At 51.3% G+C, this 12361-nt stretch carries 10 protein-coding genes; 9 read left to right on the plus strand and 1 reads right to left on the minus strand.

Translation table 11 applies throughout. The features are described 5' to 3' along the window. Window positions 1-45 precede the first annotated feature (45 nt). From KJS63_RS18565 to KJS63_RS18590, 6 genes are all read left to right on the plus strand, one after another. Window positions 46-2970, plus strand: a complete 2925-nt coding sequence (locus KJS63_RS18565) for a type 2 lanthipeptide synthetase LanM family protein (protein ID WP_213620504.1) — start codon at window positions 46-48, stop codon at window positions 2968-2970. A gap of 33 nt (window positions 2971-3003) precedes the next feature. Then, entirely contained in the window at window positions 3004-5172 is a 2169-nt protein-coding gene (locus KJS63_RS18570; protein WP_213620505.1) for a peptidase domain-containing ABC transporter, read from the plus strand. Window positions 5173-5187: 15 nt separating this feature from the next. Then, window positions 5188-5334, plus strand: a complete 147-nt coding sequence (locus tag KJS63_RS18575) for a hypothetical protein (RefSeq protein WP_157692451.1) — start codon at window positions 5188-5190, stop codon at window positions 5332-5334. Window positions 5335-5357: 23 nt separating this feature from the next. Then, window positions 5358-6269, plus strand: a complete 912-nt coding sequence (locus tag KJS63_RS18580; protein WP_213620506.1) for an ATP-binding cassette domain-containing protein — start codon at window positions 5358-5360, stop codon at window positions 6267-6269. A 4-nt stretch (window positions 6270-6273) separates the two neighbouring features. After that, window positions 6274-7008 carry an ABC transporter permease gene (locus KJS63_RS18585; protein WP_213620507.1) on the plus strand — a complete coding sequence of 245 codons (735 nt, stop codon included), beginning with the start codon at window positions 6274-6276 and terminating at the stop codon, window positions 7006-7008. Window positions 7009-7393: 385 nt separating this feature from the next. After that, window positions 7394-8785: an L-cystine transporter gene (locus KJS63_RS18590; protein WP_213620508.1), complete on the plus strand. Its 1392-nt coding sequence runs from the start codon at window positions 7394-7396 to the stop codon at window positions 8783-8785. A gap of 146 nt (window positions 8786-8931) precedes the next feature. Here KJS63_RS18590 and KJS63_RS18595 read toward each other — a convergent pair whose 3' ends face one another. Beyond that, complete coding sequence (locus tag KJS63_RS18595) at window positions 8932-9141, minus strand: epoxide hydrolase N-terminal domain-containing protein (protein WP_213620509.1); 210 nt, start codon at window positions 9139-9141, stop codon at window positions 8932-8934. A gap of 224 nt (window positions 9142-9365) precedes the next feature. Here KJS63_RS18595 and KJS63_RS18600 point away from each other — a divergent pair, with 224 nt between their 5' ends. From KJS63_RS18600 to KJS63_RS18610, 3 genes are read left to right on the plus strand one after another with little or no spacing between them, the layout of a single operon-like run. Then, entirely contained in the window at window positions 9366-10415 is a 1050-nt protein-coding gene (locus KJS63_RS18600) for an SIS domain-containing protein (protein ID WP_213620510.1), read from the plus strand. Window positions 10416-10464: 49 nt separating this feature from the next. Beyond that, window positions 10465-11334 carry a class II fructose-bisphosphate aldolase gene (locus tag KJS63_RS18605; protein WP_213620511.1) on the plus strand — a complete coding sequence of 290 codons (870 nt, stop codon included), beginning with the start codon at window positions 10465-10467 and terminating at the stop codon, window positions 11332-11334. Further along, a complete protein-coding gene (locus KJS63_RS18610) occupies window positions 11331-12341 on the plus strand; it encodes a 1-phosphofructokinase family hexose kinase (protein WP_213620512.1) in 1011 nt (336 codons plus the stop codon). The genes KJS63_RS18605 and KJS63_RS18610 overlap by 4 nt, the downstream gene beginning before the upstream one ends. Window positions 12342-12361: the final 20 nt, after the last annotated feature.

The raw sequence follows: 12361 nt of genomic DNA on the forward strand, positions 1-12361 counted from the left end.
TCTCCTGCCTAATCTCCAATTCCAGTTACCAGAGGGAGGATTCGTATGGCTGTTGAGATGAGGGACAATGAGTGGGTTAGAGGGCTGGCGGACTTCGAGGTTGCCTGGGATCATCCGAATCGGGACATTCAGGCGTTTCATTTGTTTTTTGCGAGATTCCTCAGCGGGTTCCAACAGGAGGTTGCTCAGCTGCTGGAGCGGCTGGAACGAGAAAGCAGGCTTCAAGTGGAGAAGGAGATCATTATCCCTGAGATTGTGGACTCTCTGGAAAGTGAACTGTCCTCACTAAGCATTCGGACCTTAATCTATGAAATCAATGAGAAAAGAATACTTGGCCTCCTGCAGGGGGACACCCCCGAACAGAGGTACGAATATTATCACAGCCAATTTTTAAATCATGAGCCGTTCTTTGAAATTTTGAATAAGTACCCGGTACTTTACGACTTGATCCTTCAGCTGATCCAAGGGCGGCTGAGGCTCATCGGTCACGCCTTAATCCGTCTGGCTCAAGACCAGGAGCGGATTAGAGCAGACTTTGGAAAGGATTTTGCCAAGATAACCCGTATCCGGATTACCTCCGGGGATACCCATAACGATGGACAAAAAGTTCTCAGTATCTCGACAGATACCGGGAAATTCTTATATAAACCGCACAGCCTGTCCACGGACTGCCTGTGGAACGCGTTGGTGGATTTCATGAACGAACAGGGCGGATTGCGGACCCGTATTCATTACGTCACAAGCATCGATCGTGGAAGCTACGGCTGGCAGGACTACGTCGAAGCCGCGGAATGCGGCAGCACACAGGAGGTCGCAGCCTATTATTACCGGCTCGGCGTTAATTTGGCGCTGCTCCATACGATTGGAGCTACGGATATTCACTTTGAGAATCTCATTAGCGCAGGTGAGCATCCGTATATTGTGGATCTGGAAACCCTCATTGAGAACAAGACCATGGAAGCGCCGTACACCGGCAGCCTGGTGGAAGAATTCAACCGGATGATTAACGAGTCGGTGCTGGGCACGGCGGTGCTGCCGCTGAATTTCAAGAACAGCATCTTTGACTTCGACATGAGTGCAATGTCCAGTATGGAGGAGCAGACCTCGGATTTCTGGAAAATGTTCGTGGTGCTGAACAATTTCACCGATGAGATCAAGCTTGAGCGGCTGCCAGGCACGATAGGCAGGGCCTCGAATTTTGTGGTACTGAACGGGGAGAAGGTGGAGCCTTACCTTTATATTGAGGATTTGTTGGAAGGCTTCGAAGACGGATACCGGCTCATTTGTGAGCATAAACAGGAATTCAAAGATGGTCTAACCTCGTATTGCGGCATTCATCCGGTAACCGTAAGACAGGTGCTGAAGCCGACCAGTATTTATGCCAAATTCCTTGAAGCGTCCTCACATCCGGTCTATTTGAAGTCAGCTGCAGACCGGCTGAATCTTCTATCCAAGCTGAAGACGAGGAAAGATCAGGAGAATCCGAAGATTCTGCTGCAGAGAGAGTATGAGATTTCAGCACTGTTCCAGTGTGACATCCCGTACTTTACGACAACCATGAATTCCAGGGATCTGGAATGCAATAACAAGGGCAGCATACCAGATTATTTCAACCTTACGCTTATGGATATTATTATGAACCGTCTGAACCGGATTTCGCTGGACCAGCTGGAGACCCAGCTCTTTCTCATTCGCTCGTCGCTCTCCACCTCCGTGACTAACAATTGGCTCAGGGAGCCGGCCGGAAGCTTCCCTAGGCTGAACCGCCAAATTCCTTATTTCAAGAGCGGTTCCAATTATGTGGAGTACGCAAGGGGAATCGGAGATCACTTGTCCCGCATGGCGGTGTGGAACAAGGAGGGGACCGCCTGTACCTGGCTCGCCCAACTGATTGACAAGGAGCGGCTCAGACTCGGGGCACTGAACTATTTTCTGTATGAAGGGGGTGGGGTCATTCTGTTCTTGTACACCCTGGCCAAGGAGACTGGGGAAGACCGTTATTTCAAGCTGGCAGAAGCAGGGCTCAGAGGTATTGAGGATCAGCTGGATGGAGCCGGAATGAAGGCAGCACTCTCTTCCTTCAACGGGGTGGGTTCTCTTATTTATCTTTATTACACTGTATACCGGATGTTCGGCGATATGGCGGCATATGCCAAATACGGGGAACAGCTCGATTATCTTCTGAAGGAGACCGATCTAACAGGGCATCATGAGCTGGATTATGTATCCGGAGTCTCGGGACTTGTGACCCTGCTGCTGAATATTTACGACCAGGAACAGGACTCAAGGTTGCTTGAAATCTGTAAACCTTTGGGTGAGTATCTATATCAAGGGATCAAGGACCGGGAGGGAATTGCTTTGGCGGGGCTGTCCCATGGCTGGTCAGGTGCGGCACTGGCTTTACTTAAGCTGGCGGCATGTCTGGAAGAGGAAGATCAGCCCCAGCGTTACAAAGACCTGGCCCTTCGGCTGCTAACGCAAGAGAATGAGCATTACAGCCAGGAGAAGGGGAACTGGCGCGATCTAAGAACCGGAGAGGAAGAGGCCGATCCGGTCTACTGGTGCCATGGCGCTTCCGGCATTGCGCTCAGCCGAGCTGAGATGCTGAAGATTGCAGAGCCAGAGGATCGTCCAGGATTGGAGGCGGATCTGCGCCTCGGAATCCAGAAGCTGCTCTCTGACGGCTTTTCTCCGCGGCTCGATCACAGCCTGTGCCATGGGGTATTCGGCAACCTGGATATACTGGTGACGGCCGGAAAGTCTCTCGGCGAAGCTGAATGGACCCGCACCGCCCACACGGAAGCTGCACGGGCGCTGGAACAGATCAAGGCATCCCGCGTGATCTGCGGGTTGAGCAACGCATTTGACCTGCTGTCCTTCATGGTGGGGTTAACCGGGATCGGCTACACCCTGCTGCGTCTGAATAATAACAGGCTTCCTTCCGTGTTGGCCATGGAAATCTACCACTAACTTCCGCCCTCCCGGGTCCGAAAGGAAGATACGATGCGAATACCAAGGAGAAGGCATGTTCCTTATATAAGCCAGATGGTGCAGACCGAGTGCGGGTTGTGCTGCTGTGCGATGATCCTGAACTATTACAAGAGCCATGAGACTTTGCTTGACCTCCGGGAGTTCATTGAGGTAGGCCGGGACGGTTTGTCCATGAAGCAGCTCCAGGGTCTGTTCACCGGACGGGGCTTCGAATCGAAGATGTACAAGGCGAATGTGGAACAGCTCAAGAAGTTCCAGCTGCCGGTGATTGTGCATTGGAACCACGAGCATTTTCTTGTGGTGGAGAAGTTCACCAAGGATGGGGTTCTGATCGTAGACCCTGCCAGTGGGAGCCGCAAAATCCCCGAGGCCGAGTTCGAAGAGAAATTCACCAATTACGTGTTGACGGCTGTTCCTACAGAAGACTATGTTCCACGCAAAAGGACCCGGAGAAGTCCATGGCTTCACGTGCTTAAGATGCTGCTTGAGAAGAAGCGGCTGATGTTCGCCGCCCTGTTGATCTCGGTTGTCAGCTACCTGATTATGCTTCAGATTCCCCGCTTTGTGGAGATGATCATCGACAAGGCGGCTTCGGCTACCGACGTGCAGTGGCTAAATGCCTACCTGCTGGGGATCGGTGCGATTACTCTGCTGTATTTGTTCGTGCTGCTGGCCCGGGGAATGAGTTATATTGTGCTGAATGTGGCTGTAAGCCGGGAGCTCGTGTCCAAGACGTTCCTGCATCTGCTGAAGCTGCCCTTTAAGTTCTTCGATGTCCGCACCTCAGGGGACTTGATCTACAGGCTGGGGAGCATCAATGGACTTAGAGAGCTTCTGACTACCCAGCTCATCGGGGGATTTGTCGATCTTGGTGCCATGGTCTTCATTCTGTATTACATGCTCAGCAAGTCTGCCTTACTTACACTTGCCGCAGTGGGCATCTGCGCACTTAACGTATTGTTCATGGCCCTGACCCGGAAGTCGATTGCCGACTCCATTAACAATGAGATTGTGATGCAGACCAAATCCCAGTCGATTCAGGTTGAATCCCTGTTCGCCATTTCCTCAATCAAGATGTCAGGCATGGAGGATCAGGTGTATGCCAATTGGGACGGGAGCTTTGAGCAGGTGCTCGATAAGTATAAGAAGAGATCTGTCATTCAAAATATGTATAACTCAGTGAACGGCACCTTCCAGACGATTGGACCGATACTGATCCTGGTTGCCGGGATGTACCTCACGTTCAACAAACAGCTGTCGATCGGTGAGGTGGTGGCTTTTCAAGCCTTATCCTTGACCTTCTTCGGCCTTAGCACCTCCCTGTTTGGTGTATACACCCAGTATCTTCTGGCCACGACCTATCTAGAGCGGGCTAACGACATCTGGGAGCAGCAGCCGGAGAGGGTACCGGATAATCCGGTTAAGCATGAATTGAAAGGAAGCGTTGAATTAAGGCAAGTCAGCTTTTCGTATACCGCCCATTCTGATCGGGTGCTCAAAGATATTGATCTTCATATAGAAGCCGGTCAGAAGGTTGCCATTGTGGGTTCCTCCGGCTCCGGCAAAAGCACACTTGGCAAAGTGCTGGTAGGCCTATATTCTCCGGTGAGCGGGGAAGTTCTATACGACGGAATTCCAATGGGGGCGCTCGACCGCAAAGAGCTGTGCAGGCAGATGGGGATTGTTCCCCAGGACATTACGCTGTTCAATAAAACGATCTATGAGAACATTGCCATGAACAAAGAGGTGACCATGGAGGAGATTATTGAGGCAGCCCAGATCGCCCAGATCCACGAGGAGATTATGGCTATGCCAATGGGTTACCGCACCGTGATTTCCGAGATGGGGATGAATCTGTCGGGCGGGCAGCGGCAGCGGGTGGCTCTGGCGAAAGCGCTGCTGAATCATCCCAAGCTGATCATTCTGGATGAAGCAACCAGCTCTCTGGATGTCATTAATGAATCGCGGATTTCCGATTATCTCAAGTCGGCAGGGTGCACACGAATTGTCATCGCCCACCGTCTGTCAACCATTAAAGATTCTGACCTCATTGTGGTCATGAAGAATGGGGAAATTGCCGAGCGGGGTACACATGCGGAGCTAATGATCCTGGGTGGTGTCTACTCGGAGTTGTACCGGACCCAAGCCGGTATGGAGAATGAAGCCTTAATGCTAACCTAGAATGGAGGAATTAAGATGCGGACGAAAAAAGGCTTGACGATGGTGGTATGTGTGGCGCTGGGACTCGTGATTGGCCTGATGATAAACCAGTTGTTGTGGGGTCTGCTTGCGGGACTGGTCATCGGGGTGATCCTGGAATTCTCCGCGAATAAGAACGCATAGCTTCGGAAGATGGGGGGATCACTTTGCCTGATTATATATTGAGGACACATCAATTAAGTAAAATATATAAGCAAGATCAAGTACTGAGGGACCTCAACCTGAATATCCGTAAAGGGGATATCTATGGGCTCATCGGCATGAATGGGGCAGGTAAAACGACACTAATCCGCATTCTAGCCGGGCTGATTCCAAGCTCTGGCGGGACGGTAGAGCTGTTCGGCGAGACCGATCCCCGGCGGATCGAACAGCTGCGTGCGAAGATCGGGTGGCTGATTGAGACCCCTGCGCTTTACCTGAATCACACCGCATATGAGAATCTGGAGATGGAACGGATTCATAAGGGAATTCAGGATCGGCGGGAGATTGACAAGGTGCTGGAGATTGTGGGACTTAAGGAAGCTGGCAGCAAGAAGACGGCCGACTTCTCTCTGGGCATGAAGCAGCGGCTGGGGATTGCCATGGCGCTGCTTGGTGACCCGGAACTGCTGGTGCTGGATGAGCCGATTAATGGCCTTGATCCGGTCGGGATCGCCCAGATGCGGGAGCTGCTCCTGGAGCTGAACCATAGATACGGAATCACGATCCTGATATCCAGCCATATTTTGACCGAGTTAGCCCAGATAGCGACTACGTATGGCATTATCAATAAACATACACTGATTGAAGAGATTTCAGCTGAGGAGCTGAATAAGCGCAGCAAGCAGTATTTGGCGATCAAGTCGAGGCCGATGGAGGATACCCTTAAGGTGCTAACTACCAAGCTGAATACCAACCGGTTCGAGGTCGTCGGCAGTACAGTGCTGTTATATGATTATTATGCGGAGTCCGGCAGGGTGGCCTCCGTCCTGTATGAGAACGGAATCTCAGTAGAGGAGATCTCCTGTAAGGGACAGGATTTGGAGCATTACTATATGGGACTGCTTGAAAGGAAATGAAGCCATGGGAAATCTAATCCGAGCTGAACTGTACAAGCTTAAATCGTCCAAAATTCTCTATATTATGGTGATTCTTCTGACGCTGCTGTCGCTGGCGATTTCATATTGGTTCAGAACTTATTCCGGGCAGCGGATGATGCTGCTCGTATTTGAGATTCAGCTCATGTTCCCGCTGATTATTGTGATCGGGCTGCTGGGAGCCAGCTTTATCTCGGGGGAGTACAAGTCGGGCGGGTTTAAGAAATATATTTATTTTGGCCATAACCGGGGGCGGATTCTTCTGTCCAAAAGCATTGTGTACCTGCTGGTGATTCTTCTGCTGAGTGTGATCATGCCTCTGCTCACCACCCTCATTAATTCGGGGTTGAACGGATTTGGGGGAACGGCCCAGGCAAGCGCGGGGGTTATGGTATTCAGAACCTTTGCGCTCAGTCTGCTTGTTTACGTGGGCGTGGGGGCGGTGGCTTTTCTGATCTCTATGCTGTTCAAGAACAGTCTGGCTACCATAGGGGTGTTCTTCGGACTATACAACCTGTATGTCATCCTGCAGGCGGTTGCGATGAAGAGTGAGTTCTTCCGGATCATTTACGAGAAGACGATTCTGGGCCAAATCGCAGTTGCATCATCGCCGAACATTACGGCATATCAAATCTGGCAGTTGATTGTGGTGGCGCTGCTGACCATTGCGTTGTCTTTGCTGCTCAGCGTATATTGGTTCAGACGCACGGAAATCAAGTGAGGGAAATCAGGTGAATGGAAGAAAAGGAATATGAATATGGAATAAGGCCTCTGAACCTATGAGCTGTATGCTGGTTATGGTTCGGAGGTCTTTTTTTTTGCGGCATGATTCCTGCTGAAATCGGGTAATACGGGGTAGGAGAGTACCTCGTCCATTTTAGTAAAAAGTATACAGAAATTAATCCTATAAATTTAGTCGAGATTATGTTACAATAATCCAGCAGTTTCTTCTTCAAGCCATGGGAGGGGCTGAAAGGCCCGGGTTTGAGGACGAATACACCACGAAATGGTGATGGGCTGAGGACAGGTAGACGGAAAGTCCCTGTTACAGTTCACCTTGGTTCAAGCCATACAGAAGATTATATTTGAAGAGGGGGAGCGTAAATATGACTACATTCTGGGTCATTATTAACGTAGTTGTCATGCTGGTTCTGGTCGGAATTCTACTCTGGCTTCAGAAGAAGCACGTATCATTTACCAAGCGGGTATTTACTGGCCTTGGTCTTGGGGTTGTGTTTGGGGTTATTCTGCAGCTCGTATCCAAGCCGGATTCCGACGTGGTTTCGAAGTCTGCGGACTGGTTCAATATAATTGGTTACGGTTATGTCGGATTGCTGCAGATGGTGGTTGTACCGCTGATTATGGTATCTATTATCTCGGCCATTATGAATCTTAAAGGGAAGCAGAATCTAGGTAAGATCAGTGCTTCTATTATCGCAGTGCTGCTGATTACTACAGCAATTGCTGCTTCGGTAAGTATTATAACGAGCCTTAGCTTCAATCTTAAGGCTATCGAGATTCAAAAAGGCGACAAAGAGCAGCAGCAGGGAGTTAAGCTGGAACAGAAGCTGGAGGATGTTAAGGATCTTACGATTCCGCAGCAGATTTTGGAGTTTATCCCTACGAATCCGTTCGAGGATATGACTGGAGCACGCCGTACCTCCACCATCGCGGTGGTTATCTTCTCCGCGTTTATCGGAGTGGCGGTGCTTGGACTGGATAAGAAGAAGCCTGAGCAGGCGGAAACTTTCCGCAAGCTGATTGATGCTGTGTATGCTGTTGTTATGCGGATTGTGACCTTGGTGCTCAGATTGACGCCTTACGGTATTCTGGCGCTGATGACCAAGACGATCGCTACCACAAACGCCGACTCCATTGTGAAGCTGATCAAGTTCGTGGGCGCTTCTTATGTGGCTCTCATTGTTATGTTCATTATTCATCTGATTCTGCTTGCCCTGTTTGGTTATAATCCGGTGCGCTATGTTCGCAAAGTGCTGCCGACTCTGGTATTTGCCTTCACTTCACGCTCCAGCGCGGCTACAATACCGCTCAATGTGGAGACACAGACGAAGAAGCTTGGGGTATCCTCAGGGATTGCCAACCTTTCCGCTACCTTCGGGGCAACTATCGGTCAGAACGGCTGCGCGGGGATTTACCCAGCTATGCTGGCGGTAATGATCGCGCCAACTGTGGGTATTGATCCGTTCAGCTGGGATTTCATCCTGACTCTGATTCTGGTGGTCACCATCAGTTCCTTTGGGGTTGCGGGTGTCGGCGGTGGAGCTACCTTCGCCTCCCTGATTGTGCTGTCCACTATGAACCTGCCGGTAGCACTTGCGGGTCTCCTGATCTCGGTTGAACCGCTGATCGATATGGGACGTACTGCTCTGAACGTGAACGACTCCATCACCGCAGGCGTGATCAGCGGTAAAATCCTCGGCGAGAACGACAAAGATGTCTTCAACAGCGATGTGGATCTTGACGTGGCTCACGCGTAAGAAGATAGTTCGTGTTCCATATAGTATTCCATATTCCATATAGGTAGAGAAATCCCGGTCTGCATTTGCAGGCCGGGATTTTTTGTATTTAACGAAGACAGGAGGAAGCAGTTTACATTTTGTTTTCCATTAATATCTAGCCAACACTACCATGACATGATTAGACAGTATTCGGCCAGTTCCTTCACATAGTCAAGCGACACGCCGTAATCCCAACCGGCATCAGCCGGGACTTCTGGCCACCGTGTCCGGGCCAGACGGAATTTAAGATCATCGAGGGAATCTTGGAGGATGTCAATACGAAATGGACGGATGCCCGTGCTGCCGATCGTGCTGGAGTGTGGATACTTTAACATGGTAAAAAACCTCCTTGAATTCTGGATTGTGATACTTCCTGATTTGATATCAACAGCATAAACCAAGAACCCTGACAGCATATTGTCAGGGTTCTTGGTTTATAAAAAAGTATTTTGGGTACCTCCTCAAATAATATTTGATAAAAACAGTCATAATTATGATTGTAATTATCATTATTATGAACTAATATATCATTAACGAAGGGAATAAGGAGCGTGTCACGATGAACAGAGGGCAATTGACGTATCCGGAAATCGGCCAGCAATCGGTAGCTATAGCCGCTGCCTGGGAACATCTGCAGCGGCAGAAGGATTGGATGAAGCGCTATATCGGAAACCCGGAGTTTGATGAAGTGGTATTCATTGGTTCGGGCTCATCCTATTATCAGGCACAGATCATGGCCTCTACCTTTCGTTCATGGCTTAGGCGTCCGGCGAGCGCCCATCCTTCCTCGGAGGTGTTCCTGTTTCCGGGTCAGACAGTGGCGGCCGGACGCAAGATGCTGCTCGTGGGTGTATCCCGGTCTGGGGAATCCACGGAAATGCTGCTGGCGCTCGATTCCGTTAAAGACCTGACGGATTGGACCACCTGCGGTATAACGTGCTGCGGGGACAGTGGGATGACGCAGCGGACGGAATGCCTGATTTCTCCGCTCGGTCAAGAGAAGAGTACGGTCATGACAAAATCATTCACCAGCATGACCTTCCTCATGCAGGCCGCTATTGCCGAGGCAGCGGGAGCACCCTTCCGCCAGGAGATGGCTTTGGTGATGAATCATTCCGGGAGCAAGCTTGCAGAGGCCGATACGTTCGCGAAGCAGTTGACCGGGAGCCACAGCTTCACCAAGACTATATATCTCGGTATGAGCGGGTTATTCTGGATTGCTCAGGAGGCCTGCCTTAAGCTGAAAGAAATGTCTTACGTCTGGACGGAGAGTTATGGAACGTTGGAATTCAGGCACGGCCCCAAGTCGGTCGTTGAGCAGGGCACGCTGGTCGTTCTGCTGGTGTCTGAAGCCGCAAGGGGATACGAACTCAAGGTTGCTGAAGAGATGCAGGCTTATGGGGCGTTTGTGCTTCTGGTTACGGCGGCCGCAGCTGAGGACACGGCTTTTGCCGATGCCGTATTTGAGATTGGAGAAGCTGGCGTCAGTGATGAGGCACGGGCTGTGCTCTACTTGCCGGTTGTTCAATACTTAGGCTACTGGACAGCGATGAATAAAGGAGTTAACCCGGATGAGCCGCGTAATCTGACCCAGGTGGTTAAAATCTGACGGCGGACGGGGCAATTTTATATCTAATAATTAACGGAGGGATCACATTATGGCATTGGTATCGTCAACCCCACTATTAGAAACGGCCCGCCAAGGCGGCTACTGTATCGGGGCCTTTAACGTCCACACTCTGGAAATGCTGCAGGCTGTCGTTGAAGCCGCGGAAGAGACACAGTCCCCACTCATTCTTCAATCTACCGTAGGCACCGTCAAGCACCTGGGACCGGATTATATTGCGAAGGCTGCTCTTGTGGCATCGAACCGTTCGAGCGTCCCGATTGCACTGCATCTGGACCACTGCTCGGATTTCGACATTATCATGCAGTGTATCCGCGCAGGCTATACCTCGGTCATGATTGACGCCTCCCACGAGGAATTTGATGTCAACGTAGCTATGACCCGGAAAGTGGTTGAAGCCGCACGTGCCGTTGGCATTAATGTGGAAGCCGAGCTCGGACGGGTAGGGGGAGTCGAGGATGATATCGTGGTGGATGAACAGCATGCGAATTTGGCTGATCCGGATGAGTGTGCCGAATTCGTAAGGCTCACTGGTGTGCATACCTTGGCCCCGGCTATCGGAACGGCTCACGGGATCTACAAAGGAGACCCGAACATTGACTTCGACCGCATTGAGCAGATTGCCGCCAGAGTATCGGTGCCTCTGGTTCTGCACGGAGGTTCGGGTATTCCCGATGAGCAGGTCAGACGCTGCGTCATTGCGGGGATGTCCAAGATGAACGTGGCTACCGAGCTTCGGATTGTATTCTCCAATGCGATCAAGGAGGTTTTTGACAAGAATCCGGACGAGAACGATCCCCGTAAATACATGGTGCCCGCTAAACAGGCGCTTAAGGCGGCGGCAATTGAGAAAATGCGGCTCTGCGGCTCCTTCGGCAAAGCCCGGGATTATCTGCAATGACTCCACGTATTCTTACCGTCACCCTGAATGCGGCAATTGACAAAACCTATTATATGAACGGCTGGTCCGAAGGAGAGGTGATGCGGGCGCTGGAGGTCAAGTCCAGAGCAGGTGGAAAAGGGATTAATGTCGCTCGTGTTCTTCACCAGCTCGGGCAGGGTCAGGTCACGGTAACTGGCTTCGCAGCCGGGTATAACGGACAGTTCATTATGCAGGCAGCCAGGCAGGATGGGCTGATCCCGGATTTTATCACCGTGAATGGGGAGTCCAGACTCTGTCTTAACTTCATGAATAAGCAGGATTATAGTTCCACGGAAGTGTTGGAGCCGGGCCCTTTGATTACACTGGATGATGAAGAGGCTATGAAAAAGAAGTTTGCGGGACTCGCCCAAGCGGCAGACTTGGTCATCATCTCAGGCAGTGTGCCGAAGGGCTGCCGTCCTCAGCTGTACACAGAGCTGATCAGCCTGGCCAAGTCCTCGGGGACTGAAGTGTTCCTGGATGCCAGCGGGCAGCCGTTAGTTGAGGGGATGAAGGCGGCCCCGGCATTAATTAAGCCTAATGAGGATGAAATCAATGCTTGGCTATGCCAAACATCCGGTGGAAATGCTGAGGCAGCTGCCTCGAACGAACCGAAAGCCCGTACGGCTCAGCATTATGCCGAGGCGGCACAATTGATGGTCACGAGAACGGGGATATCCCGGGTGATCGTGACCATGGGGGCGCAGGGCGCCTTGGCTGCTGCAGGCGGCAGGCTGTACCGTATCCGGATTCCGCGGGTGGAAGCTGTGAATCCGGTGGGCAGCGGAGATGCGTTTGTTGCTGGGTATGCTTACGGATACGTAAGGGACTGGCCGGAAGAGGAGTGCCTGCGCAGCGCAGCCGCAGCTGGAAGCGCCAATGCGCTGAACCCGGAGGCAGGCTGCCTCACCCTCTCCGATTACGAGCATCTGCTGGGAGAGGTGACCGTGGACATATGGACAGATACAGATACAGAGGAAGCCTAAATCATTAGCTAAATTTAGAG

The sequence above is a fragment of the Paenibacillus sp. J22TS3 genome, assembly GCF_018403205.1.
GTDB lineage: Bacteria > Bacillota > Bacilli > Paenibacillales > Paenibacillaceae > Fontibacillus > Fontibacillus tuaregi.

Excerpts from the sequence above, each read along its gene's own strand:
- KJS63_RS18565 (WP_213620504.1), top strand. The coding sequence starts at position 46 with ATGGCTGTTGAGATGAGGGACAATGAGTGGGTTAGAGGGCTGGCGGAC.
- KJS63_RS18570 (WP_213620505.1), top strand. The coding sequence starts at position 3,004 with ATGCGAATACCAAGGAGAAGGCATGTTCCTTATATAAGCCAGATGGTG.
- KJS63_RS18575 (WP_157692451.1), top strand. The coding sequence starts at position 5,188 with ATGCGGACGAAAAAAGGCTTGACGATGGTGGTATGTGTGGCGCTGGGA.
- KJS63_RS18585 (WP_213620507.1), top strand. The coding sequence starts at position 6,274 with ATGGGAAATCTAATCCGAGCTGAACTGTACAAGCTTAAATCGTCCAAA.
- KJS63_RS18590 (WP_213620508.1), top strand. The coding sequence starts at position 7,394 with ATGACTACATTCTGGGTCATTATTAACGTAGTTGTCATGCTGGTTCTG.
- KJS63_RS18595 (WP_213620509.1), bottom strand. The coding sequence starts at position 9,141 with ATGTTAAAGTATCCACACTCCAGCACGATCGGCAGCACGGGCATCCGT.
- KJS63_RS18600 (WP_213620510.1), top strand. The coding sequence starts at position 9,366 with ATGAACAGAGGGCAATTGACGTATCCGGAAATCGGCCAGCAATCGGTA.
- KJS63_RS18605 (WP_213620511.1), top strand. The coding sequence starts at position 10,465 with ATGGCATTGGTATCGTCAACCCCACTATTAGAAACGGCCCGCCAAGGC.
- KJS63_RS18610 (WP_213620512.1), top strand. The coding sequence starts at position 11,331 with ATGACTCCACGTATTCTTACCGTCACCCTGAATGCGGCAATTGACAAA.